Origin of the sequence: Bacillus sp. cl95 (genome assembly GCF_900115925.1) — a bacterium.
Classification (GTDB): Bacteria; Bacillota; Bacilli; order Bacillales; family Cytobacillaceae; genus Neobacillus_A.
The window spans coordinates 46,118-71,040 of sequence record NZ_FOYF01000006.1 but is presented as its reverse complement, the minus strand read 5'-3'; the positions used below and the strand labels follow the sequence as shown (position 1 = coordinate 71,040).

The following is a 24,923-nucleotide window of genomic DNA, read 5'->3' as shown; positions in this document are numbered from 1 at the left end:
TTATTAATCAATTAGTAATACTTTTTCTACCCTGCCTAACGTCATTTAAACAAGATTAAGAGGCTGCGAGATAAATGTTTTAGAAGAGTATGAGGAATTGTAACCTTTTGGTAAAAATAGGCGTCTAAATAATATCTTTATCATGAAAATGAAAACAAAAGGAGGACGAAATGGTTAAAAAAGTGGATTGGATTGGTATTGCTCAGCAAACTGTTATCATTGTTGGGCTTATCTTATTCTTGGCAGGTGTTCCAAGCACAATCTCCATGAGCGAGAACAGAGATGCAATTGAGTGGCACCCTGAAAACTTGCCAAAGATTTATGGGGAATTTTTTAAAACAATTAGCAGCGGAACACTCGGAACTTATCAGGTTGGACAGTATGAGCGGAACATCGCTGATGATATCGGCGATAATATCATGACGAGTCTGAAAATCATGGTGATTGGTGTAAACGCAGGCATCTTATTCTCTATTCTGTTTGGGATATTTATCAGCCGCTTTAGACCAACGAGATTCTTCAATCAAGTATTAAATATTTTAGCGGCCATTCCTGATTTCATCTTAATCATTGTAGGGCTGATATTAGCGGTGAAATTCTACAAAGTCACTGGTATTAGAATCATCTCCCTTAGGCCGGACACAGGAGCGTTAAATATCTGGTTTCCTACCCTATTGCTCTCGCTTGCTCCTACACTATATTTATTTAAGCTTGTTTCACTTAAGTATTTTCAAACAAGTGGTGAGGATTATATTAGAACTGCAGTTGCAAAGGGACTGAAGGTACACTACATAAACATGCAACATGCCTTTAAAAACGTTGAACCGTTTATTCTTGCAGAACTTACAAAAATTATATCGTTGGCAATTGGGAATTTGTTTATCATCGAATACTTGCTTAATGTTTCGGGTATTACTAAATTCATTTTTCAAAATGGTGGGGTGCAAACGATAGCAGTTGGGTTATTTTCCATGCTGATTATCTCATTGATCGTTTATCTATCAATCAGAGTGTTACTCTATTTGTTTAAGAGGTGCTTTATCCATGAATAAGAACATCAACTTGCCTTTATATGTAGGTAGCGTGTTTGTTGCTCTATTAATCTTTTTGTCTATCTTCGGTCCTACCATGGCTCCGCATCACTTAAACGATGATTTTGAAACGAGTTATGTAGATGGTGATATTAAGACGTCTCCTATCAAACCATTTGAAGAAGAAGGGTGGATATTAGGGACGGATAGATGGGGATATGATATGTTGTCATTGCTTTTAAATGGCATTAGGTATACGGTTCTCATCTCACTGGTGGTAACAATACTTAAGATGGTAATTGGCTCAGTTATTGGCCTTTATTTGGGGACACGTAAGAAACAGTTAAGTATCATCACTGCATTTGAAAACACTTGGAGTTATGTTCCATTGTTCCTAATTGTTTACTTTTTTCTAGTACCTTTTTGGTTCGGATCGGAAATCGAACCAATCGTATTGGTTGTTTACTTCGTCATTGTTACTACAATTGTAAGTATTCCAAGCATCGTATCTTCTGTCAGACAAAAATCGGTTGAAATAGGTAAAACCACTTATGTAGAGTCCGCTAAAACATTAGGCGCAAACAGGCATAGAATTGTTTGGAAACATATTTTTCCGCAAATGAAAGAATCGCTCTTAATTATGTTTGTATTAGAAATCGTGTATGTCATCACGATTATGGGGCAACTAGCACTGTTAGAAATCTTCGTGGGCGGTACCAAATGGACAATGGACCCAAGAATGGCCTTTTCCATTACTAAAGAAATCGCTGGACTCGTTGGTCAAGCTCGTGGGAATATATATGGAAATCAATACATTTTGCTTATACCACTAACAGTCCTCCTGTTCACAACAGCTTCGTTCAGTTTATTAGCGAATGGTTTGAAAAATAGTTTTCAAACAAATTACCAAAGAACACCGTGGATCTTTACAGGACAAATCACTAATTTGCTTCCTTCAAGGGAGAACATTGGTTCGAAAGGTAAACTATCCTTTTTAAAAGGCGAAAGTTTGGCTACCATCGCTGTTTTCCTTGTTTTTGTATTTGCAGGCAACTACGTCTATGCTGTTAAAGACGACAATTGGGGCGTTCCAAACGGAAGCAAAGCAACTTATAATCTGTCCGTAGAAATGGATAAGGACGGGAATTTCAAAGGGGTTTCCGAGATCAAGGCAGAAAATAAATCAAGTAAGAAGTGGGATGAACTAGTATTCTATTTCATTCCAAATAGCTTCCAAAGGGGGCATTCATTTGAAGGGATTAATGGTTATTCGGAAGTTAAGATTAATGAAGTTGAAGTCGATGGAAAAAAGGCTGAAGTCGAGCTTAAAAATGACACATTAAAAGTGAAATTAAAGAATGGAATGAATAGCGGACAATCATCGAAAGTGAAAATCTCTTATGATTTTACCGTGCCTGAGGGAGGGCATCGTTTTTCGCAATATAAGGAGCATTACTACTTAGCTCAATGGTACCCGATGCTGGCAACCTTCCAAAAAGGCAAATGGAATAAGCATGATTATATGGAAGGTATGGAGACTTATCATACTGATTTCTCTGATTTTGAAGTTTCGTATTCGGTACCAAAAGGTTACTCAGTTATTTCTACAGCAGATGAAGATCCTGCGTACCGAGAAAATAAAGGCACTCTTAAAGCGAAAAATGTAAGAGAATTCTTCTTGGCGGTAGTAAAGGATTTTGCTGTCAGAGAGACTGAATCAGACGGAGTGAAAATAAGGTTGTTCTCTAGAGAAGACCATAATAAAGATGGCACACAAGCCATTGAGTTAGCCAAAAAAGCATTGAGCTTTTACCAAAAGAACATAGGTGAATATCCTCATAAGCAGTTGGATATCGTGTTAGATTGCAATCTTAATATGGAATATCCAGGTATCGTCACTGTAAACCCGTATATTGAACAGGAACAGTACTTCAGATACAATATTGTTCATGAAATTGCACATCAATATTTCTATGGTGTCGTTGCGAGTGATCCATATCAGGAAGGATGGATCGATGAGGGCATAGCAGAACTTGCCACCGATATGTATTTTTACATTGGGGAAGGCTATGGCACCTATGCTGCTCTAGACGTAACACGAACAAGGATGAGTAATGCAAAAGAATTAGGATTGAGTCGTCAGTATTCAAATGTTCCGTTGGACAAAAACCAACACACAGCTTATTTATACAGTCAACCAGCCTTAGAAATCTTTGATTTGGTAAATAAAAAGTATATGTATGTCGATACTGAACCAAAGAAAGTAATGATGGGTTATTTATCCGACTATTATCATTTGTTTCAGTATAAACAGGTGGATACCGCACAGTATGTTTTATTTACGAGAAATTACTTTGATTTAACCTCTGGATATTTTGAAGAATGGCTTGAATTAGAATAACTTGAAAGACCATGGATGAGCAAATAATCCGTGGTTTTTTACTTTGGAATGTAATGTCCCTTATTTGGTAGGATCAAGAAATGTGGAAATTACTTAAAGATAAATTTCAATTTTTTATTTCTGAAAATTTGGTATGCTTGTAATAAATTAGCCGCAACAAAGGGGATGAATGATTTGACAGTGTTAAATATTGGTGTGATTGGTGTAGGTGGAGTCGGAGAAAAAGTAATGAAAGCTTTCATTGAACACCCTGAAACAATCGTGAAGGGCGTATATGATGTATCGAAGGAAAGAGCGCTGGAAATAGCTGAAAAATATGATGTTGTCAATTTTGAAAAATGTGAAGAACTTTTTAAACAGGAAGATATAGATTTGATTTATATTGCTGTTCCTCCTAAATATCATCACCGCTTTGTGATGGAAGCAATCCAGCATGATAAACATGTGTTTTGTGAAAAACCGCTGGCGAGTAATCTTGAAGAAGCTCAGGAAATGCAGAGGGAAGCAGAACAACGTGGATTGTTAACCTCGATTAACTTTCCAACCATTCATAAACAGGAATTCAAGATGATTGAAAAACTTCTTCATGAGAACTTCATTGGTGACTTGAGAAGAGTGGAAGTCCACTGTCACTTTCAAGATTGGCCAAGGCCATGGCAAAAAAACGCATGGATAAGTTCGCGTGAGCAAGGTGGATTCACTAGAGAAGTGCTTCCGCACTATATTCAAATGATTCAAATGCTTTTTGGCGATATCAAAATTGTCCATAAAACAGTAGAATACGCACTCGATTCGAGTAAATGTGAGACTGGGATGATTGCGTTTGGAGAAGTAAATGAGGGAGTGCATATCCTCCTTCATGGAAGTGTAAATCTTGGGATGTCGGAAAAACTTCAATTTACCATTTATGGCACTGAAGGCAGTATGTCTCTAGTTGATTGGAGCCAATTATGGATTTCTCGTAAAGGCCAACGACCAGAAAAGATGGAATTGCCTGCCGAAAATCATATTCATGCCTTCATTGATCAATTGGTTAAGAGTTTTAAAGGAGAGGAAGCAAGGATTGTTTCATTCAAAGATGGCTGCGCGGTTCAAGCTGTTTTAGATGATTTGCTTATCCAAGAAGATTATTAAGGTGAAGCTGCCCTGAAGGATTGGGCAGCTTTATTTTTTCGTAAGTAACTATCAAATTATTTATAGAAGAATGAGATAATTAAACTGTAGAATATATTTCCAATTTGCTATGATAAAAGTAAAAGAGTTTACATGGGGGATGAGTTTTTGGGGAACAGGATCATTGAGGTTAAGAATGTTAACAAGGAATTTAGAGGTCAAAAGATACTTCATGATATCTCATTTACGATTGAAGAAGGCTCTATCAATGGCTTGCTTGGACCAAACGGAGCGGGAAAGACAACGATGCTTCGATTGTTAAATGGAGTCATTGATGCAACAGGCGGCCAAATGAAGATTCTTGGTTTTGATCCGAAATCGCACGGCGAAGAAATTCGTAAACGGGCAGGTATTGTAACCGAAAGCGCCTCTCTTTATCACGATATGAGTGCTTGGGACAATCTTATTTTTTTCTCGAAAATTTATGATGCCTTTGATAAAAACAGAATTACTTATCTACTAGAACAGTTTGACTTGTTTAGTGTTAAGGATCAACTTGTAGGTACATTTTCAACAGGGATGAAGAAGCGGCTTGCGCTGGCAAAGGCTCTTTTACATAAGCCACAGTTGCTCTTTCTTGATGAACCAACCAATGGTCTAGATCCAGAGGGGATAAAAGAAGTTATTCATTACTTAAGTAAAGTGAATAAAGAAGATAACGTCACCATTGTCATTTGTTCACATGTCCTGCTTCAATTGGAAGACATATGCGATTCGTTCCTTTTTCTAAAAATGGGCCGCATAATTGAAAGCGGAAAAAGAAAGGATCTCGAGGAAAAGTACTTAAGCGAGGTTAAACTTCGTATTGAAACAGGCTTGCAAATAGAAGAAAAAGGTTTATTTATGGGGCATCCATATACAAGAAAAGAAGATCAGCATTTTGAATTTACTCTCCCTTCTAAGCAAGAAATCACACCTTTGTTAAACGGAATCCTAAAGCAATCATGGGTGCATTCTTGTGAAATAACAAATAGAAGTCTTGAAGCACTTTACTTCAAGATTAAAGGAGAAGATGAACATGAATAAGAGGATTATTGGAGCGATTGTTCAAAAAGATATAAAGTCTACATTCGCTTCTAAAAAAATATGGGTGCCTATGATTATCCTTTCCATTTTGTTATGTACCGTTGTACCCTCTGTCGTTTCGTACATCGGTTTGAATACTGAATTGATCAATCAAACGACTGATAAGGATATCCAAAAACCAATAAATGCTTTTATCGAAGGTTTTCCAAATGAAACGATGAGGGAAAAACTAGCAGCCTTACCGGAGTTAGGCGACAAATTTGTGTATTTCTTTTTAAACTTCATGCTTATTCCTTTCTTTTTAATGGTCGCGATTATTAATTCTCTTGTAACCTCTTCAAATAGTTTCGCAGGGGAGAAGGAAAGAAAAACGCTAGAAACTTTATTATTTGCTCCTATTTCAATTATGGATTTATTTTTAGGAAAAGTAATTGCATCATTTATCCCCACTTTCATGATTACTTTTTTGACGTTTTTAATTAACATCTTTGTGATTAATACTATTACCTATTCGTCATTCAATGAATTTGTATTCTTAAGTTCCACATGGATTTTGCTCATGTTCTGGGTCATTCCGGCTCTTGTCATTTTTAACATCGTACTGAATGTGCTCATCTCTGCAAAAGTGAAATCATTTCAGGAGGCACAGCAATTCGGTGGTATTTTGGTCTTGCCCATTGTCGGACTCATCATAAGCCAAGCAACCGGATTATTCTTTATGAGTCCAATGATGCTTTTTATTATTGGAGTAGCTTTGTTAGTTGCCAATGGTGTTCTCTTAAAAGTGATTACAAAATTTAATCAAAGGAATGCGCTTTTTGAGAGTCAAATTCATTAAGAACCTGCTAATCATCTGAAAAGAGGAATAATAGTTTTATGAAAAAGATATTAATTATCATTGCCATCATTATCTTGCTTCCAGTTTTGGGCTTGTTATTATATTTTCTCGAGATAACCTATCATGATTTCTTTGGATATAAAGCTGAAAAGGCTGCATTGGAATACCTAGATAAGAAATATGGTGAGAAGTTCAAGATTGATGAGACTGAATTTGGCCAAGCATTGGGAGATGCAATGGGAATGTACCAAGTTACTGCCCATCCAGTTAAACAAAAAGGTATCTCCATTACGATGGACGTCTCTGAAGACTTTCAAATAACTAGAGACAACTATAAAGAAATGAAATGGAGAAACGAGGCAAGAGAGGAATTCTTACCATTAGTAAAAGAGCTCTTTCCCACGTATGGTCATATGTTTGTAAATCCTTCTTTTCAAGAAGAAGTGTGGGAAAAGTATACCTTGGAAGATCAGTATCAGACTATCTTTAAAGAAAATTTGAAACAAAGCTCTGAATTCGTACATTTGCTTGTATTTGAGGAAGAGTCATTTGATAAGGAACTCCAATTGCAAAAGATCTACAAATTATATTCATTCGTAAAAGACAGACAAGTAAATGACTTTACGATAGAGATCAGATTCTTTCCACAAGAGTTAAAAAAGAGGTTTTATGAACTTAAAAATCCGCATCAATTTGAAGGGGAATATTACTCAAAAGTGATTCTTTCTTGCCGTTTTAGTAAAGATCAGAGTGAAAAAGCAGAATTGCAGGATTACAAAGATATAAGTCAATTTTGTGGTCCTTAAATTAAATCTGGAAGAGGTTAAAGATGAATTTAATAGATAAGAAGGAAATTTCAATAGAACTGATTACACAGGATCAGGTAGAGGAGGCGAGATACCTTGTTTTAGAAGGTTTGAAAGAAAGATTCGGTTTTTTGGATGATTCCTATAATCCTGATTTAAAGGATATCGTGGGGCATTATATTGATAAAGGTAACGTATTCCTCATCGGAAAGTTGGACTCAGTGATTGTATGTACCGGGGCATTGACCATTGAATCACAGACAGTTGGCAGGATAGAGAGAATGTCGGTGAAGAAAGATTATCGAGGCAAAGGATTTGCTAGGACGATGCTCTCAGAACTAGAGACTTATGCGAAAACGAAAGGCATCGCAAAGGTGATTCTAGAAACAAATAATGAATGGAAAAGTGCGATTGATTTGTACCAATCACAAGGATTCTCTTTATATCTAATAGACGAAAGAAGCAGCCATTTCGAAAAGTCGATTTAGTATTTTTCAAAGTAAACAGGAAGGATGATCATTCATGATTCCACAAAGAGTTAGTTTAATCACAATTGGCGGTTGGGATATTGCGAAATTACGTCAATTTTATCAGTTGCTTGGCTGGGAAGAAACGGAATTTAGTTCTGATGAGTATGCCGTTTTTAAAACAGCAGGTGGTATGTTGTCTATATGGAGCATTGAACAACTCGGGGAAGATGTTTCCTTACCTAAGCACGAATCTCCAGATTATTTTAGAGGGGTAACGCTTAGCATAAATGTAGATGCGGCTGAACAAGTGGATGAAGTGGCCATGTTGGTAGAAAATGCAGGCGGAAAGATAGTGAAAGCACCTGAAAATGCATTTTGGGGCGGCAGGATTTTTCTCTTTTTAGATCCTGAAAATAACCTATGGGAAGTGGCACATAATCCTGGATCAGTGTTTGACGAGCGCGGTGCAATCATCGATATGAAGGGCTAAGTGGAAAAATTCTTATAATCAAGGAATTATCAGTTCGTAGTATTCGTCTATATCAGGGAAAGATGTCCAAACTTAGAGGCGAGAATATGGAAGAGAATAAGAATAGAAGAGTTGAGTTTGCCATTAAGTTGTTCTACATCATTAACTTTGGAATCATCCTGCTATCCTTCTTGATACTATGGTTGATTATCAAGTATCCTCAACTGCACGATTTTTTCAGGGAAATCTTTACTCTATAGAAAAACAAGAAGCCTGAAATTCCATCAGGCTTCTTGTTCATTATTGAAGTAACTCATAATACTCTTGAGCATGAAATGTCTGGAATCCACATGATTCATATAGTCTTAGGGCGTTAGCGTTTTTGGCTTCGACTTCTAAAAATACGGGATACCCTTCTTTTACTTCCTTAGCGACAGTCAGTTTCAAAGCTTTCCTGCCAATTCCTTTTCCTTGATAATCAGGAAGAACCGCAAAACCATAAATCCAAGCCTCGCCACCCGTACGACCAACACGAAGCTTTCCAACAGATACTCCTTCCGATTCGACTATATAAAATTCATCAGAACCTTCACTCTTCACTTGTTGGTTAAACTCTCTGGCTTCTTCAGGCAAAAATCCGAAACAAGCTACTTCTAGTGTAATCTCCAGCTCAACATCACTTTCAGTTGATTTTCGCAACGTAACTCCACTTTCTTCGACTTCAGCTTTATCGCCTTCCCATTTCATCTGGTATTCAGTCATATGCTGCTGGTGAGGGATATTCGCCAAAAAGCCTTTTGCAGACAGTGATGAAGCCGGGGCATTTAACAGAATGAGTCTGAAATGACGAGATTTAATTTCGTCGGAAGCTTTATTAAATAATTTAGTAAATATACCTTTCCGACGATATTCTGGATCAACCATGCCGCAAAGCTCCACCTTGTTTCCGAATCCATAAATACCTAAAAATCCAACAAGTTTACCATTCTCATAATGTAAGAAATCATTTCGCTTGTCATCTTCACGTGAAGCGAGCATGTCCCAATTCAACTTTAGTTTTAATGGTTCAAATTGCTCGCATTTATTTTGAAGTTCCTTAATCTCGCTTAATTGTTGTTTTGTTAACATCTAAATCCTCCTAAAGACATAGTGGTCCCACACTATTCATTCGGCGATGTTCCTATTTTTTCCTGCAAAAAAAGGATATTCATTACGTTAGTAAGAATAAGAATGATAAATATTTGTGATGAAAGGTAGATTGTTATGGAAATCGCACTTGAAAAATATGAACCAAAAGATAATGCAGCATTGTTTTCCTTTGAACGAGATAATCGTGCATATTTCGAAAAAATGGTCCCTGGGAGGGGGGAAGAATATTACAACTTTCATGTGTTTGAAGAGATTATGAAAAGCTTACTGGAGGAACAAAATCGAGGTATTTCCTATTTTTATTTAATCAAGAATGATTCAGGAGAGATACTTGGACGAATGAATTTAGTTGATATTGAAAATGGTAATAGTGGTCATTTAGGGTATCGAGTAGCGGAAAAGGCAGTTGGAAAAGGGATAGCAACCAAAGCTGTTCAATTGCTTGTAAAAGAAGCTAGAAAAATCGGAATGAAAGAGATACATGCTAAAACGACTGTTGATAATATTGGCTCCCAAAAAGTTCTCGAGAGAAACGGGTTCAAGAATGTACCTTCTGAAGAAGTAGGATTCGTTTATTATTTTTGGAAGAATTAGAAGAGAGAGGTTGTTCCCAGTAGTGTGGGGACAACCTCTTCCTTTTTATAAGGAAATTGATGTATCCTTATCCCGATCAATGGGGCGATTTGAGCTGCCAAATTTCCTTATTGATAAGTAGGTAAAGGTGGATAAACTAAAAATGGTCCATAAAAGGGTAATTTTCGGATCAATATTTTTAATGACAAATAGGGAAGGGATATTACCAAAGGCGGTATTATCCATCGTCAAGAACCAGCCGAGAAACATATTGTTCGCAGCATGCGCACCAATGGTAAGTTCGGAACTATTCGTTTTTGCGCTAATGTAACACCATAACAAGCCGGAAAGGATATAATCGCTGCCAACAAAGAATGCTGAGTATTCCATTTCTGGATTTGAAAAATGTAATGAACCGAAAATGCCGCCAGCTACAATCGAAAGGAAGAGTGCATTATTAATCTTTTTACCTAACAACTGCATTAAATATCCACGGAAAAATAATTCCTCGGCGGTCGTTTGAATGGGTGTTAAAATAAGAACAAATAAGAATAAGGTAAAGAAATGGCTAGCTTTAAAGTGATTCAGTTCGTAATCTGATGGATTTAGAGCAAAGTCGATTAGAGTTGTCCCTAAAATGAGCATGAAAAATACGCCGAAGCCCCAAAAAATCTTGTTCCAATTGATTGTGGAATGTGGGGTAATCAATGTTCTTAGCCTACGCTTGTGAATCAACCTCATACTCAAGAATAACCCCAATACCCAAGCGATGTAGGTGATATGCGCAAGAGCAAAGTCTATTACCGGATTTACATGGACCCCAATGCCTTTTGCAGCATCGTAATAACTATCTGAATTCCCATCGTTTGCAGCATACCAATCAAGTGCTGCCAGATATCCAAAGGAGCCTAGAGCCAGGAAAACAAAAAGAAAAGGAACGAAGAAAAATAGCGCTTCCAAGTATTCTTTCCATCAACCACTTTAATGAAATTTTTTTGCAAATATAACACTCCTTCAATATTTTGGAAAACTCGTATTCATTATAAAAAGAAAGACCTACTTTGTATATATATAAAGGGAATAAAGGTAAATATGTTAATCGTTGACAATTTTTGAAAGTTAGCATATGATTTTATTGAACAGTGGTCAATAAGGAGGACACGATGTCACCGCGTAAATCTGTACAACAAGAATTAACAAGAGAAATGATTATGGATGCAGCAAATGATCTCTTTGTAAAAAAAGGATATCAACATGTCTCAATGCGGCAAATAGCGAACGAACTAAAATATAGTCATGGTGCCATTTATTATCATTTTAAAAATAAAGCAGAATTATTTTATGCTTTAGTGGAGAAGCATTTTCAGATACTTGATGATGTATTGGAAAAAATCATGTTGAAGGAACTTCCACCAAGGGAAAAACTGATCTCCGTACTGGTAGGCTTTATCGAATTCGGTATAACCCACCAAAGCCATTATGAAATCATGTTCTTAACAAAGGATGAAGAAGTGCGAAGTTTTATTAACCAAGGACCAAATAAAAGTTATGAAAAATTTGCGTATAGTGTTTTTACCTTGAGTGACAAAAAGCTAACTTTACAGGAAATATGGTTAATATTTTTATCATTACACGGATTTATCACCCACTATAGCCGACATGTTAGCACTTATTCAGAAGTAAAAGACTTAGCGTATTCACATGCGAATTTTCTTTTAAGATAAATTCGCTTTCATTTTGAATTTAATTGAACAGTGGTTAATAAAAGGAGGAGAATATAATGAAAAAAGCTTTAGTGTTAGGTGCATCAGGTGGAATGGGCTATTCGATTGTCAAAGAATTATCATGTAGAGGAATCAGTGTGATTGCTTTTGCACGCAATAAGGAAAGACTTGAAAAACTGTTTGGAAATGATGAGAATGTCGACATATTCAAAGGTGACATTTTTCAAGTGGATGATTTAAAAGCTGCTGCCCAAGGGGTGGATGTGATATTTCAATCAGCCAATATTCCTTATAAGGATTGGGAAAGCAAGTTGTTGTCTTTCATGACAAATATCGTTCAGACGGCAAAAGAGTACTCAGCCAAGTTAGTGTTGGTTGATAATATTTATGCATATGGCCGCAGTACTGGAAGAAAAGTAAGCGAGTCTACAGAAAAGAATCCACACACGAAAAAAGGAAAGATTCGCTTACAACTCGAAAACATCGTCAAAAGCTCAGAAGTAGAGGCGCTCATCGCACATTTTCCAGATTTCTATGGTCCAAATGCTGAAAATACAATTTTACATTTTACCCTGCAAAAAGTAGTGGAGAATAAGAAAGCCAGCTATGTCGGCAATAAACAAATTCCTAGGGAGTTTATTTATACGCCGGACGGTGCGAAAGCCATTGTCGAACTGGCCACGAATGAAAAGGCATACGGACAAAACTGGAATATCCCTGGCGTGGATGTCATATCAGGGAATGAGATTGTTGAAATCATTAGAGAAGTTTCAGGATATCAAAAGAGTGTTTCAACCATCTCCAAAAATATGATTCGTTTCCTTGGTTTATTCAGCGCAAATATGCGTGAGGTGGTAGAGATGTTTTACTTAAATGAAGAGCCAGTTGTTCTTGATGGAGAAAAATATGAAAGTCTTATTGGATCAATACCAAGAACACCTTACAGGAAAGGGTTACAAGAAACCCTTGATTACATGAAAAGGAAAAATATCATTTGAAAAGAGGAAAGTTTATACTTTTCGAATTATTTCATAATATTTCATAGTACAAAATTCACCAATTGGTGATAAAATATTCCTAGTTTTGATATTTAAGAATTAGGATGGAGATTAAGAATGCGAAAAAGTTTGCAAGTCAAAATGATTTTAATTTTTTCATCACTTACCATGCTTTCATGTTTGACTATAAGCTACTTGATTTATCAGTCATCAGTCGAACTTGTTACAAAATCTATTGGAAATCAAGCGGAAATTATTGTGAAAAGGGTCATGACCCAAATTGATGTTCAAGACTACTTAGACATTAATGCGAAGTCAGGAGAAACAGACTACTATTATGAATTAAGAGAGAAATTAAACTTAATAAAGGAAACGAATGGAATAGACTATTTATATACAATGGGTCGTCAAAAGAAAGGAAATGGATACGAATACTTTTATGTAGTTGACGGTATGCCAAAGAACGACAAAAGTGCTGCTACAATAGGAGAAATCGAAAAAGACATGGAGTCGTTTCCGAAAATTGTAGAGACTTTTGAGACGGGCAAGATTCGCACTGAAATGACCAATACTAAGGACTATGGAGGAGTCTTGTCTGCCTATGCACCTATTAAGTCCACCAACGGTGAAATTATTGGTATTGTTGGGGCAGACATTAATGTGAATCACGTTTATAAAGGGCTTCAGTCCAATAAGTTGCGAGTTCTTCTAATAACAGGATTAATTTTGCTTGTCAGCATTTTGATTGTATTCTCTTTCTCTGTTTACTTAATTAGACCATTGAAGCGATTGGCTACAGGGGTAAAGCTTGTAGGAGAAGGGAATTTATCAACGAATTTTCAATTAAACCGACATGATGAAATAGGTGCATTATCAGTTGAATTTCAGAAAATGACGGAAAATATTAAAACAATGATTCATGGAATTCAAGTCCATTCGAGTCAGTTGAATGACACAGCAGGGAATCTTACAGACAGAACAAATGAAACGATTTTTGCTAGCAAGCAAATTGCGTCGTCTATTCAGGAGATAGCTAGTGGTTCTGAATTGCAAAGCAAATCGAGTGAAGAAAGTGCAAACGCAATGGAGAGTATGGCTGATGGGATTCAGTCAATTGCAACGGCATCTTCAAATGTATCGGATTTGTCTGCTCTTACATTGCAAGAGACTGAATTAGGAAATGCAAAAGTAATAAGTGTTGTAAGACAAATGAATGAAATTGATAAATCTGTTGAAGAGACAGCTGAAACGATTGCTGAATTGCAAAGAAGATCAGATGAAATTGCCGAAATTACGACCGTCATTCAGGCAATCAGTGCACAAACTAATTTGCTAGCTTTAAATGCAGCCATTGAGGCGGCTCATGCTGGTGAAAATGGAAAAGGATTTGCGGTGGTAGCTGATGAAGTAAAGAAACTTGCTGAACAATCAGCGATATCTGCAAATCATATATCTGATATTATCAAGGGCATTCATACGGACACAAACCGTTCCGTTAGAGCTATGAGTAATGTAACTAGTGATGTAAAAGATGGAATTGTAGCAGCGGAAGAAGCCGGTGAAACATTTGGTAAAATCTTAAATTCTATTCAGAAAGTAGTTCAACAAATTCATGAAGTTTCTTCTATATCAGAAGAAATGTCAGCTGTAACAGAGCAAGTAAGTGCTTCTGTCTTGGAAAATGCTAAGATAGCAGATTATACCGCAAACAACACAAAAGAAGTGGCAACTGCTACACAAGAACAAGAATCTCATATGTCTTCCATGGCTAGTTCTATTAAAGAGTTGTCTGAAATGGCGAATGGCTTAGAAGGCCTTATTAAAAAATTTAAACTTTGAAATGAGAAAGAGCTTGCGTTCACTTTTGCGCAGGCTCTTGTTTATTTATTTGACTCTGTTAAACTTGGTTGTTGATTTTCGCTCCAGGGCACTCGCTTTCCGCTGACGAATTATGAAAAAGCCCTAATGCCGGCTTTTTCAAGGGCAAATTCTTCTTGGGCGGTTCGGGAGCCTCCTCGTCGCTTCACTCCTGCGGGGTCTCCCCTGAACCGCTTTTCCCGCAGGAGTCTCGCACCCTTACGCTACAATCAACAAAGCTAATAAATCAACATTGGTCTTTAACAGAGCCATTTATTTAAAGACTAACAAAGTTTAGCATGAGTAATGACGAGAATCTTCAATAGTTTTATGCTGTATTTTTAGCTTCTTTATTCCACTTTAGTTTCTTCATTAATAATGCGGCAACAGCAATGATCGCAACGAAAGCTATACTGATAAAAAATCCGAAGCGGATGCTCTTATCCATGAACGTCCCACTTACAGCTGCTGCGATAAGAATGATTCCTGCAATGGCCAAGACTTTATCCCATATCTTAAATTCTAAAATGCGTAGCGAAGAAACGATGATAAACGTCCAATTTAACAAGAGTAGAATACCAGCTGCCGTCGTTACGTATTCGTAGATTTTTCCAGGAAGCAAAAGGGCCGTTACGATTGATAAAATGAGTCCGACGGCTCCAAGTCCAAGTGATGGGAGAGGCAAATCCTTAAACTTCTTTATTTTTTTTGCAAAAAGGGAAGGCGCGTCTCCATCTTCTGCTAGTGTAACGAGCAGGGTAGTAACCCCGAAAAGTGCGGCAGTCATTGCAGAAAAGCCGGCAACGATAATCGCAGCATTGAATACATGCGGGAAAAAGGCTAGTTTGTAGTCTGCTAAGGCTGTTACAAATGGACTTTCATCAGCTTTAAAACCGTCAAGTGGCACCATTGTTACTGCGAAGCCGAGTGAAACGACATAGATAATCGTTAAGACCAGGAGCATGATTTTCCCTGCTTTGGGAGCATCCTCTTTGTCTTGAAGTTGCATGGCCATTAGTCCGATTACTTCGATGCCACCATATGCATAAAAAGCATAGATAAGAGAGGACCAAAATCCTTTTAATCCTTCCGGGAAGAGTTCATTTATTGATAATGGCAAATTTGCTGGTCCGTCCCCACCTTTAATCCAACCTAGTAAAGCGGCTGAAGCTAGGATGATAAACATGATGATTGCAGCAGTCTTAATGACAGCAAGAAAATCCTCTACTTTGTCGAAACCCTTGGTCCCCAAGAGTACGACCACGAGTGAAATGGCTGCATAACCTGAAGCAAAAATCCATAAAGGAACTTTTGGGAACCAAAATTGCGAAAGGATAGAAAGTGCCGTCAATTGGCTCCCCATGATTAAAACGTTTGAACACCAGTATGCCCAACCGCAACTGAATCCGGCCCAACGTCCGTATGCCTTATTGGCGTAGTAACAAAATGAACCTTTCTGAGGATCTTCAGCTGTCATTTTTGCCAACAAATTAAAAACAATATATGTACCTACTGCACCAAGAAGAAAGGATATCACAATGGAAGGACCTGTAACTTTAATGCCAATCGTAGAACCAAGAAAATATCCCGTTCCGATTGTACAGCCGACCCCCATCAAAGAAAGTTGCCACCATTTCATCTCCCCTTTTGACTCACCTTTGCTTGGGCCTTCAATTCCTGCACCACAGCGGTGTTTGGTCATTTTTGAACTCCCCCTTTTTCACGATTTATTATTCGATAAATAGGGAAGAAATATGTTTATGAATACTATTAGTGAGCTAAAAAACTTGTCCATATCACTCATTAATCCTTGTTGGACAAATATAATATATTTACAAATGTAGTTCTTGCGGACTATTTTCCTATAGTTTAAAATCTTTTCCAAAGGAAACATTTAAGAGAATAAAAGATATGTTTTTAAAAATAGAATATTTTAATCATGCCTGTTGATTTCCGCTCCAGTGGCTTGCTTTCCGAGGAATCAAGCGACTTTCGCTTAAATAAACAATTTACTTTAATTTACCCTTATTTTTCAGGAATACTGGCAGAAGGCACGAAAAGTCTACTTGTACAAAAATATGCATGATTAAATATGGAGATTTTGGCGTAATTATCTCTCTTAAAGTGGATAGGAAAATATTACATTATACCCTTGTGGGGTTTACGACCTTTTTTATACTCCTGTTTTTTGATCGTAATCGCCATTTTCAAATATGTTATCGCCTGTTTTTTCATGGTAATCTACGATTTCAAAAATTTATTCGCTAAGTTCATATACGACTTTTAGAAAAATCATGTAATCGGAGAAATCCCCGTCGATTTTCCATAAAAATAGTCTATGTTAATCTTGCCAGTTGATTTCCATTCCAGTCGCTTGCTTTCCGAGGAATTAAGCGCCTTCCGATCCAATCAACAAAGTGCAGAAAATCAACATTGTACTTTAACAGAGCCTTAAAATAAGAAGTTTCCTGCCGGAAACAAATATAAATTCGTGCATAACATAACAGAAGTTCACCTAGGCGGAGAAGAAAATAAAAGGATATTTAGGTTAAAGGAGAGTATGAGAATGGCAGAGAATCTAATGTATGCGTTCGGTTTAACTCTATTGGCAGGACTTGCAACTGGGATTGGGAGTATCCTGGCTTTTTTTACATCAAGAACGAACACAAAATTTTTATCTGTTGCTCTTGGATTTTCCGCGGGAGTCATGATTTATGTTTCCATGATCGAGATTTTTGTAAAAGCTAAAGATGCTTTAGTGAAAGCAATGGGCGTTCAGTTGGGGAACTGGACGACTGTTGGCGGATTTTTTGCAGGTATGCTGCTTATCGCCATGATAGATAAATTAATCCCTAAGTCTGGAAATCCACACGAACTTAAAACGGTTGAAGACATGAGTACTGGAAACAAAGGTGTTCATGATCCAGCATTGTTGAAAATGGGAACATTTACTGCACTTGCCATTGGGATTCACAATTTTCCAGAAGGTATCGCAACATTTACAGCTGCTTTACAAGATCCAGCATTAGGATTTGCCATTGCTGTTGCAATTGCCATTCATAATATTCCAGAAGGGATAGCTGTATCTGTACCAGTATATTTTGCAACTGGTGATAAAAAGAAGGCATTTAAGTTATCCTTCTTATCGGGCTTATCGGAACCAATCGGGGCGCTCGCAGCCTACTTTATCCTAATGCCATTCTTAAACGACATTATGTTTGGAGTCATTTTCGCTGCGGTAGCAGGAATAATGGTCTTTATCTCACTCGATGAACTGCTGCCTGCTGCGAAAAGATATGATGAAGCCCATCTTTCTATCTATGGATTGATTGGTGGAATGGCAGTCATGGCATTAAGCTTGTTATTATTCATTTAATAGTCCTATGTGGCTTTTTTAAAAAAATTTAACTGAAAGCTGAGTACACGAAGTACTTAGCTTTTTTGCGTTCTATTTTTTAGAAAATTTCGATTAGTAATTGCTCGTTCCCCTTCAGTTTGGTACGCTTTGAGAAGAGAAGCAAGAAGGGGGATTACAATGAGTACCTATTCCTTTGAATCATCACTTGAGTATGCAGGGAAGCTTGATCAACAAGATGGGCTAGCAGCGTTTAGAAACGAATTTTACTTAAAAGAAAATCATATATACCTTGATGGAAATTCATTGGGGCTTTTATCAAAACGAGCTGAAAAAGCTTTATTGAGTTGTTTGAATGATTGGAAAGAACTTGGTATTGATGGCTGGATGAAGGGAGATCACCCTTGGTTTTACTTATCGGAAAAATTAGGGAAACTAAGTGCTCCACTCGTAGGTGCTAATTCTGATGAAGTAATCGTCAGCGGATCGACCACAGTCAATTTGCATCAGCTTGTAGCCACATTTTACAAGCCAAAGGGAAAAAGAACAAAAATTCTTGCGGATGAATTGACATTTCCATCAGATATTTATGCATTGCAAAGTCAGTTGCGTTTACACGGTTTGGATCCCGAAGAACACCTTGTACGTGTAAAAAGCAGGGATGGAAGAATGATTGAGGAAGAAGACATTATTGCAGCCATGAAGGATGATATTGCTTTGATCGTCCTGCCTACTGTTCTATATCGCAGTGGTCAAATCCTAAATATGAAATGGTTGACGGAAGAGGCTCATCAACGTGGAATTCTAATTGGGTTTGATGGATGTCATTCGGTTGGAGCCATTCCTCACAGTTTCAGTGAGTGGGGTGTTGATTTCGCCTACTGGTGTAATTACAAACACTTGAATGGAGGTCCTGGGGCAGTGGGTGCCTTATATGTAAACAGAAGGCATTTCGGGACTGTTCCTGGACTGGCTGGCTGGTTTGGGTCAAAAAAAGAAAAGCAATTTGATATGGAACATACATTGACACATGCCGAGCATGCTGGCGCATATCAAATCGGAACGCCTCATGTATTAAGCCTTGCTCCATTAATTGGTTCACTAGAAATTTTCGCTGAAGCAGGGATTGAAAAGGTTCGTGCTAAATCCCTTCAAATCAATCAGTATCTAATGGATTTAATTGAAACCAAACTTTCTGGAATGGGTTTTGAGATTGGCAACCCAAGAGAAGATGATCGCCGTGGCGGACATGTATGTCTAGAACATCAAGAAGCGGCAAGAATTTGTAAAGCACTCAAAGAGAACGGGGTAGTACCAGACTTTCGTGCCCCAAATATCATTAGACTCGCCCCTGTTGCGTTATACACATCTTATAGAGAGGTGTGGGATGCGGTACAAATATTGAAAAATATCATGGATGAAAAACAATACGAGAAATTTAAAAATGAGCGAGAAGTAGTTGCTTAATCATCGGGGAGGATACTATGGAAAACGAACACAATCGCGTAGAAAAACACATCCATACTGATTTTAAAGAAGAAATGTCTTATGGCAGTTATCTTCAGTTAGATAAGATTTTATCGAGTCAGCATCGTGTATCCGATCATCATGATGAGATGCTTTTCATCATCATTCATCAGACAAGTGAATTGTGGATGAAACTCATTTTACACGAGGTGAATGCGGCTACAGAATGCATTCGGAAAAATGACTTGGAACCATCGTTTAAAATGTTATCAAGGGTATCGCGCATTCAGCAGCAGCTCATTCAGTCATGGAGTGTCCTATCGACATTGACTCCTGCGGAATATATGGAATTCAGGGATAAACTCGGCCATTCATCAGGATTTCAATCATATCAAAATCGCTTGATCGAATTTGCCCTTGGACAAAAAAATGCCCATACATTAAAGGTTTATCAGCATGATACAGAATTGTACAATCGTCTTAATCATGCTTTGAACCAACCTGGTATATACGATGCTGCGATCTTAGCACTTTCTATGCGTGGTCTGAAAATTGATGAACAGGCTTTGAATAGGGATTGGTCAAAACCATATGAACCGAATGCAAGTGTGGAAGAAGCTTGGCTTACTGTGTACCGAAACGTCGATCAATATTGGGATTTATATGAGCTTGCTGAAAAGCTTGTCGATATCGGAAGTCAGCAGCAGTTATGGCGTTTTAACCATATGAGCACGGTAGAAAGAATTATTGGTCATAAGCAGGGAACAGGGGGCTCTTCAGGAGTTTCGTACTTAAAGAGAGCTCTTGATCATCAGTTCTTTCCGGAAATCTGGAGCTTGAGAACGAAATTATAAAACTAATTTTTCAGAGAAGGCGAGGTTTGAGTGTATGACTAGTAAATGGATCGATATTTCTCAACCACTCGATCATAAAGTGGCTACTTGGCCGGGCGACACTCCTTTTCACTATAAAGTAAGTTGGAGCATGGAGGAGAGCGGATCAGTCAATGTTGGGCAAGTAACGATGAGTACACATACAGGCACGCATATTGACGCACCTTTTCATTTTGACAATGAAGGAAAACGCGTAATCGATTTGGATGTAAATCTGTATATCGGACCCGCAAAAGTTATTCACTTAAACGATGTTACAAGTATTCGCGTCGCCGATTTGGAGAAGTTAGATTTGCAGAATGTCACTCGCTTGTTAATACGAACTGGGGCGTGGCAAAACCGTTCAATTTTTCCTGCAGAAATTCCACCTGTTGAATCAGGTGTGGCTGAATTTTTAGGGAAAATGGGGATAAGGCTGCTAGGTCTTGATTTACCATCAGTAGATGAACTCGACAGTAAAGAATTACCTGCACACCATGAGTTGGCTAGCAACGGTTTACATATTTTAGAAGGCCTTGTCTTGGACGAGATTGAAGTAGGCGACTACGAACTAGTAGCATTGCCGCTTCCGCTCGTTGAAGGTGATGGAAGTCCTGTTCGAGCAGTATTAAGGAAAATATAGAACTGGCTAAGAACTCTTAGCCGGTTTTTTGAAGTATTAATAGAAATACAGTCCTGGGTATTTCAGGATGTCGAGATTTGTCGTCATATCGATATCCGGTCATTTGATATCGATATATTAGATTTCCGTATAGATATCTTGCAAAATCATATCGATATATTGCATTTCCGTATAGATAACTTCAGCTTAATCCATTAAAAAACTACCGATACCCCCAAGTACCAATCTCCATCTATAAAAATAGAGACAATTTCCCATTAATATGACTAGGAATTCCCAATCCAACTCACTATAAGAGTAATGCAATCTGAAAAAGAGTTAATGGAGGTTAAATTCATGCTGAAACTACCTAAAATCATCATTTTTGGGTTCTTGGTGGTGATGTTAACAGTGACTTCATTCCAGCAGCCTTCAGCGGCCAAGCTAAAGAATCGTGGTACGGTGAAAAATGTCATCTTCATGGTTCCAGATGGGTACTCGGCAGCCTATGGAGTAAATTATCGTTGGTATAAAGGGAAAGAAACATTACTAGATGGTATGTTAGTCGGTATGCATCGCTCCTATTCGGCAAATGCAAAAGTAACCGATTCTGCAGCAGCTGCTACGGCAATGTCTACCGGAGTCAAGACCAATAACGGCATGATTGGCATGTCACCACAAGGGAAAAGATTAAAAACAATTCTGGAAGTCTCGGAGCAGGCTGGTAAATCAACAGGTCTTGTAGCCACTTCTACGATCACTCATGCAACGCCGGCTGCATTTGCCTCCCATGTTGCATCACGTGCAAACGAAATAGACATAGCCCCACAGTATCTAGAAAATCAAGTGGATGTGATTATGGGTGGAGGGAGAAAATATTTTCCTGTTCCACTCTTACATCAAGCGAGAAAAGCGGGTTATAAGATTATTTTTGACCGAAAGGAATTAAGCACTCAAGTTCAAACGAATCAACTGATCGGTTTGTTTGCAAATGATGCCCTTTCTCCGGAATTAGATCGGGAAACGACCAAACAGCCAAGTCTTGCAGAAATGACCACCACTGCTCTTAACATCCTGCAAAAGAATAAGAAGGGGTTCTTCTTATTAATAGAAGGAAGTCAAATCGATTGGGGTGGACATAAGCACGACGCTGCATGGGCAATGAAAGACGCTGAAGCATTTGAAGGAGCTCTCGCCAAAGTCCTTCAATTTGCAAAACAAGATCGAAACACATTAGTGGTTGTTGCGGCTGATCATGACAACGGCGGTATGTCTGTTGGAGCACATGGTCAATATGATGCAAAAATAGAAATACTTCGTAATGTGACGGCAACCGGTGATTTTATGGTGAGTAAACTAAATGCAAACCGAAGTAATGTTAGAGCGGTAATTAAACAGTATACGAACCTCGATCTCACTGAACCTGAAGTTCAAAGAATCATAACAGCGGCCAAACCAGATATCGCGATCAATGAGATCGTTTCTGAAAGAGCACTTGTTGGATGGACAACGAACCAGCATACCGGGGTAGATATTCCTCTATATGCCTTTGGACCAAATTCAGAATGGTTTAGGGGCTTGCATCAGAATACCGATATTCCTAAAATCATGGCAGAAGCGATGAACGTACCATTTCAATAAAAAATAGTAACTGAAAGGAGCTTGCATAAGGACAGGCTTCTTTTTTTTTTGCATGATTCCTCAGCTGCGACTAAAATTATTAGATATTTGCATAAATTGTAACTGGTTTCACTTTCCAACCTTCTGCTAACCCCACTCATACCAGTGGTTCTAGTAATCTATTTTTCTACTACCACTTTTTGGACGATGAATTACTAGTTTAGAACTGTTAGCCTAGTAAGTGAGCAAACTACTAGGAGGTTTTACTTTTGAAAAAAATTAAGAAACTAGTAATCGCATCAGCAATGGTTCTATCTTTGTCTCCGATTTTTGGCGGAAATGCATCTGAAGCAGCTGCGGCGGGAACTCATCAAGTACAAAAAGGTGACACTTACTATAAAATTGCAACACAATATGGCGTGTCTGTACTAGATTTAATGAGAGTAAACAGCGGCAATAAAGCTAGTGTCATTTATCCAGGACAAAAGATGACATTACCGAATTCTTTTATTACAGAAACAGAAAAGGATTTAATTGCACGTCTTGTTCAGGCTGAAGCGGAAGCTGAGCCATATGCAGGAAAAGTGGCTGTTGCATCAGTTGTACTGAACAGAATGGCAAGCCCTGACTTCCCTAATACGGTAAAAGAGGTTATTTATCAAAAATCGAATGGCTATTTCGCTTTCACACCTGTTCAAAATGGAGCCATTAATAAGCCTGCATCTGCATTGGCAAAGAAAGCAGTAAATGAAGCATTGGCGTTTAGAGGACAAGGTAAAGGATCATTATTCTTCTATAATCCAAAAACAGCAAAAAGCCCATGGATCCTCACTCGTGAGACAACCATTACAATCGGAAATCATAAATTTGCAAAGTAAATAATAGTAGAGTCGGGAGCTTCCCGGCTCTTTTTCTATGTTTGGAACTTCAAATTCAAATTTACATGATGTTAAGAGAATCTTAATAGTCTAGTAAAAAAACATTAACAATTCTTTTCTATACTTGGAACTGTAGTAAACAAACTTAGGAGGTTTTCAAATGCTCAAAAACAAATTTTCGAAAAAAATCCTTCCGATTGCGGTTTTATCAACAGTGGCTTTCGGTGGCTTAATAGGAACATTTGCACAACCAGAAACGAAAGTTGAAGCAGCAAACCCTCCAGCAGAAATTAAAAATGTCATTTTCCTCATCGGTGACGGTATGGGTGTTTCATATACATCTGCACATCGTTATTTAAAAGATGACCCTGCAACAAAAGGTATTGTAGAAAGAACAGAATTTGATCAATCCCTGGTCGGACAGCAAATGACTTATCCTGAAGATCCTACTCAAAATGTAACGGATTCCGCATCTGCTGCAACAGCGATGTCTTCAGGAATTAAAACGTATAACGCCGCAATCGCGGTTGATAATGACAAATCAGAAGTAAAAACAGTTCTTGAAGCAGCAAAAGAGGTTGGAAAATCAACAGGACTTGTCGCAACATCCGAAATTACCCATGCTACACCTGCTTCATTTGGTGCGCATGATGATCATCGTAAGAATATGAATGCCATTGCTGACGATTATTACAATGAATTGGTAAATGGAGAACACAAAATTGATGTCCTTCTAGGCGGCGGTGTTTCAAACTTTGTACGCCCTGACCGAAATTTAACAGAAGAGTTTAAAAAAGATGGTTATAGCTACGTAACGAATAAAGAGCAACTTTTAAACGACAAAAACGAACAAGTTCTTGGTCTATTTGCTCCTGGTGGACTTCCAAAAATGATTGATCGTACAGAAGAAATTCCTTCATTGCAAGAGATGACAACATCGGCAATCGAGCGTTTGAACAAAGATAAAGATGGTTTCTTCCTCATGATCGAAGGAAGCCAAGTCGACTGGGCAGGCCACGACAATGATATCGTCGGTGCGATGAGTGAAATGGAAGACTTTGAGCGTGCATATAAAGCAGCAATCGAATTTGCCAAAAAAGATAAACATACGCTTGTAGTTGCTACTGCAGACCATTCAACAGGCGGATATTCTATCGGTGCAAATGGAGTCTACAACTGGTTTGGAGAGCCGATCAAAGCCGCTAAACGTACACCTGACTTCATGGCAGCCGAGATTGCCAAAGGTGAAGATGTTGAAACTACGCTTAAGACTTATATTGACCAGAACTTATTAGCCTTAACCACAGCAGAAATTCAATCTGTCAAAGATGCGGCTGTTTCAAAGAAAACGGCTGACATTGATAATGCGATTGAAACGATCTTTAATAACCGTTCACATACAGGATGGACAACGGGTGGACACACTGGTGAAGATGTGCCTGTATACGCATTCGGACCATATAAAGAACGTTTTGCAGGCCACAAGGATAATACCGACCATGCAAAAATTATTTTTGAAATCCTTGGTAATGGTAAAAAATAATCATAATAGCCCGTTGCTTTCAACAAGCAGCGGGTGCTTTCTTAAATAACC

At 38.0% G+C, this 24,923-nt stretch carries 23 protein-coding genes; 20 read left to right on the top strand and 3 right to left on the bottom strand.

Features of this window, described 5'->3' with window-relative positions; genetic code table 11:
- The first annotated feature begins 170 nt into the window (after positions 1–170).
- The 9 genes from BMZ31_RS16040 to BMZ31_RS20435 all read left to right on the top strand — a co-directional run bounded on the left by BMZ31_RS16040 (position 171) and on the right by BMZ31_RS20435 (position 8,474).
- Positions 171–1,052 carry an ABC transporter permease subunit gene (locus tag BMZ31_RS16040; protein WP_090832945.1) on the top strand — a complete coding sequence of 294 codons (882 nt, stop codon included), beginning with the start codon at positions 171–173 and terminating at the stop codon, positions 1,050–1,052.
- The gene (locus BMZ31_RS16035; RefSeq protein WP_090832944.1) at positions 1,045–3,432 is read left to right on the top strand and encodes an ABC transporter permease subunit; all 2,388 of its coding nucleotides are present in this window, start codon (positions 1,045–1,047) and stop codon (positions 3,430–3,432) included. Before BMZ31_RS16040 ends, BMZ31_RS16035 begins: the two co-directional genes overlap by 8 nt.
- A gap of 180 nt (positions 3,433–3,612) precedes the next feature.
- On the top strand, positions 3,613–4,566 hold the full coding sequence (locus BMZ31_RS16030; RefSeq protein WP_254778896.1) for a Gfo/Idh/MocA family protein: 954 nt from the start codon (positions 3,613–3,615) through the stop codon (positions 4,564–4,566).
- 147 nt (positions 4,567–4,713) lie between these two features.
- Positions 4,714–5,631, top strand: coding sequence for an ABC transporter ATP-binding protein (locus BMZ31_RS16025; protein ID WP_175478149.1), 918 nt, complete (start codon positions 4,714–4,716; stop codon positions 5,629–5,631).
- Positions 5,624–6,469, top strand: a complete 846-nt coding sequence (locus BMZ31_RS16020; protein ID WP_175478148.1) for an ABC transporter permease subunit — start codon at positions 5,624–5,626, stop codon at positions 6,467–6,469. Before BMZ31_RS16025 ends, BMZ31_RS16020 begins: the two co-directional genes overlap by 8 nt.
- Before the next feature lie 38 nt (positions 6,470–6,507).
- Positions 6,508–7,275 carry a hypothetical protein gene (locus BMZ31_RS16015; protein ID WP_090832940.1) on the top strand — a complete coding sequence of 256 codons (768 nt, stop codon included), beginning with the start codon at positions 6,508–6,510 and terminating at the stop codon, positions 7,273–7,275.
- 23 nt (positions 7,276–7,298) lie between these two features.
- The gene (locus BMZ31_RS16010; RefSeq protein WP_090832939.1) at positions 7,299–7,763 is read left to right on the top strand and encodes a GNAT family N-acetyltransferase; all 465 of its coding nucleotides are present in this window, start codon (positions 7,299–7,301) and stop codon (positions 7,761–7,763) included.
- Positions 7,764–7,797: 34 nt separating this feature from the next.
- Positions 7,798–8,235 carry a VOC family protein gene (locus BMZ31_RS16005; protein WP_090832938.1) on the top strand — a complete coding sequence of 146 codons (438 nt, stop codon included), beginning with the start codon at positions 7,798–7,800 and terminating at the stop codon, positions 8,233–8,235.
- A gap of 62 nt (positions 8,236–8,297) precedes the next feature.
- Complete coding sequence (locus BMZ31_RS20435) at positions 8,298–8,474, top strand: hypothetical protein (protein ID WP_217644045.1); 177 nt, start codon at positions 8,298–8,300, stop codon at positions 8,472–8,474.
- 40 nt (positions 8,475–8,514) lie between these two features.
- On the opposite strand, the gene BMZ31_RS16000 is transcribed toward BMZ31_RS20435, so the two are convergent.
- Entirely contained in the window at positions 8,515–9,342 is an 828-nt protein-coding gene (locus tag BMZ31_RS16000; RefSeq protein WP_090832937.1) for a GNAT family N-acetyltransferase, read from the bottom strand.
- Between the two features lie 135 nt (positions 9,343–9,477).
- On the opposite strand from BMZ31_RS16000, the gene BMZ31_RS15995 reads away from it, so the two are divergent.
- Positions 9,478–9,957, top strand: a complete 480-nt coding sequence (locus BMZ31_RS15995) for a GNAT family N-acetyltransferase (protein ID WP_090832936.1) — start codon at positions 9,478–9,480, stop codon at positions 9,955–9,957.
- A 45-nt stretch (positions 9,958–10,002) separates the two neighbouring features.
- On the opposite strand, the gene BMZ31_RS15990 is transcribed toward BMZ31_RS15995, so the two are convergent.
- Positions 10,003–10,896, bottom strand: coding sequence for a CPBP family intramembrane glutamic endopeptidase (locus BMZ31_RS15990; protein WP_090832935.1), 894 nt, complete (start codon positions 10,894–10,896; stop codon positions 10,003–10,005).
- Positions 10,897–11,099: 203 nt separating this feature from the next.
- On the opposite strand from BMZ31_RS15990, the gene BMZ31_RS15985 reads away from it, so the two are divergent.
- From BMZ31_RS15985 to BMZ31_RS15975, 3 genes are all read left to right on the top strand, one after another.
- On the top strand, positions 11,100–11,660 hold the full coding sequence (locus BMZ31_RS15985; protein ID WP_090832934.1) for a TetR/AcrR family transcriptional regulator: 561 nt from the start codon (positions 11,100–11,102) through the stop codon (positions 11,658–11,660).
- Positions 11,661–11,716: 56 nt separating this feature from the next.
- Entirely contained in the window at positions 11,717–12,658 is a 942-nt protein-coding gene (locus BMZ31_RS15980; protein WP_090832933.1) for an SDR family NAD(P)-dependent oxidoreductase, read from the top strand.
- A 141-nt stretch (positions 12,659–12,799) separates the two neighbouring features.
- Positions 12,800–14,497, top strand: coding sequence for a methyl-accepting chemotaxis protein (locus BMZ31_RS15975; protein WP_175478146.1), 1,698 nt, complete (start codon positions 12,800–12,802; stop codon positions 14,495–14,497).
- 346 nt (positions 14,498–14,843) lie between these two features.
- On the opposite strand, the gene BMZ31_RS15970 is transcribed toward BMZ31_RS15975, so the two are convergent.
- Entirely contained in the window at positions 14,844–16,217 is a 1,374-nt protein-coding gene (locus BMZ31_RS15970) for an amino acid permease (RefSeq protein ID WP_090832931.1), read from the bottom strand.
- A gap of 864 nt (positions 16,218–17,081) precedes the next feature.
- Between BMZ31_RS15970 and zupT the strand changes: the two genes are divergently transcribed.
- From zupT to BMZ31_RS15935, 7 genes are all read left to right on the top strand, one after another.
- Positions 17,082–17,891, top strand: coding sequence for a zinc transporter ZupT (gene zupT, locus BMZ31_RS15965; protein WP_090832930.1), 810 nt, complete (start codon positions 17,082–17,084; stop codon positions 17,889–17,891).
- Positions 17,892–18,050: 159 nt separating this feature from the next.
- The gene (kynU, locus tag BMZ31_RS15960) at positions 18,051–19,337 is read left to right on the top strand and encodes a kynureninase (protein ID WP_090832929.1); all 1,287 of its coding nucleotides are present in this window, start codon (positions 18,051–18,053) and stop codon (positions 19,335–19,337) included.
- 17 nt (positions 19,338–19,354) lie between these two features.
- A complete protein-coding gene (gene kynA, locus BMZ31_RS15955) occupies positions 19,355–20,191 on the top strand; it encodes a tryptophan 2,3-dioxygenase (protein WP_090832928.1) in 837 nt (278 codons plus the stop codon).
- A gap of 34 nt (positions 20,192–20,225) precedes the next feature.
- Positions 20,226–20,852: an arylformamidase gene (gene kynB, locus BMZ31_RS15950; RefSeq protein WP_090832927.1), complete on the top strand. Its 627-nt coding sequence runs from the start codon at positions 20,226–20,228 to the stop codon at positions 20,850–20,852.
- Between the two features lie 336 nt (positions 20,853–21,188).
- Complete coding sequence (locus BMZ31_RS15945) at positions 21,189–22,472, top strand: alkaline phosphatase (protein ID WP_090832926.1); 1,284 nt, start codon at positions 21,189–21,191, stop codon at positions 22,470–22,472.
- Between the two features lie 248 nt (positions 22,473–22,720).
- On the top strand, positions 22,721–23,329 hold the full coding sequence (locus BMZ31_RS15940) for a cell wall hydrolase (RefSeq protein WP_090832925.1): 609 nt from the start codon (positions 22,721–22,723) through the stop codon (positions 23,327–23,329).
- Between the two features lie 160 nt (positions 23,330–23,489).
- The gene (locus BMZ31_RS15935) at positions 23,490–24,872 is read left to right on the top strand and encodes an alkaline phosphatase (RefSeq protein WP_090832924.1); all 1,383 of its coding nucleotides are present in this window, start codon (positions 23,490–23,492) and stop codon (positions 24,870–24,872) included.
- Positions 24,873–24,923 lie beyond the last annotated feature (51 nt).

Coding starts and splice junctions, on each gene's coding strand:
- BMZ31_RS16040 (WP_090832945.1), top strand. CDS start 171: ATGGTTAAAAAAGTGGATTGGATTGGTATTGCTCAGCAAACTGTTATC.
- BMZ31_RS16035 (WP_090832944.1), top strand. CDS start 1,045: ATGAATAAGAACATCAACTTGCCTTTATATGTAGGTAGCGTGTTTGTT.
- BMZ31_RS16020 (WP_175478148.1), top strand. CDS start 5,624: ATGAATAAGAGGATTATTGGAGCGATTGTTCAAAAAGATATAAAGTCT.
- BMZ31_RS16015 (WP_090832940.1), top strand. CDS start 6,508: ATGAAAAAGATATTAATTATCATTGCCATCATTATCTTGCTTCCAGTT.
- BMZ31_RS16010 (WP_090832939.1), top strand. CDS start 7,299: ATGAATTTAATAGATAAGAAGGAAATTTCAATAGAACTGATTACACAG.
- BMZ31_RS16005 (WP_090832938.1), top strand. CDS start 7,798: ATGATTCCACAAAGAGTTAGTTTAATCACAATTGGCGGTTGGGATATT.
- BMZ31_RS20435 (WP_217644045.1), top strand. CDS start 8,298: ATGTCCAAACTTAGAGGCGAGAATATGGAAGAGAATAAGAATAGAAGA.
- BMZ31_RS16000 (WP_090832937.1), bottom strand. CDS start 9,342: ATGTTAACAAAACAACAATTAAGCGAGATTAAGGAACTTCAAAATAAA.
- BMZ31_RS15995 (WP_090832936.1), top strand. CDS start 9,478: ATGGAAATCGCACTTGAAAAATATGAACCAAAAGATAATGCAGCATTG.
- BMZ31_RS15985 (WP_090832934.1), top strand. CDS start 11,100: ATGTCACCGCGTAAATCTGTACAACAAGAATTAACAAGAGAAATGATT.
- BMZ31_RS15980 (WP_090832933.1), top strand. CDS start 11,717: ATGAAAAAAGCTTTAGTGTTAGGTGCATCAGGTGGAATGGGCTATTCG.
- BMZ31_RS15975 (WP_175478146.1), top strand. CDS start 12,800: ATGATTTTAATTTTTTCATCACTTACCATGCTTTCATGTTTGACTATA.
- BMZ31_RS15970 (WP_090832931.1), bottom strand. CDS start 16,217: ATGACCAAACACCGCTGTGGTGCAGGAATTGAAGGCCCAAGCAAAGGT.
- zupT (WP_090832930.1), top strand. CDS start 17,082: ATGGCAGAGAATCTAATGTATGCGTTCGGTTTAACTCTATTGGCAGGA.
- kynU (WP_090832929.1), top strand. CDS start 18,051: ATGAGTACCTATTCCTTTGAATCATCACTTGAGTATGCAGGGAAGCTT.
- kynA (WP_090832928.1), top strand. CDS start 19,355: ATGGAAAACGAACACAATCGCGTAGAAAAACACATCCATACTGATTTT.
- kynB (WP_090832927.1), top strand. CDS start 20,226: ATGACTAGTAAATGGATCGATATTTCTCAACCACTCGATCATAAAGTG.
- BMZ31_RS15945 (WP_090832926.1), top strand. CDS start 21,189: ATGCTGAAACTACCTAAAATCATCATTTTTGGGTTCTTGGTGGTGATG.
- BMZ31_RS15935 (WP_090832924.1), top strand. CDS start 23,490: ATGCTCAAAAACAAATTTTCGAAAAAAATCCTTCCGATTGCGGTTTTA.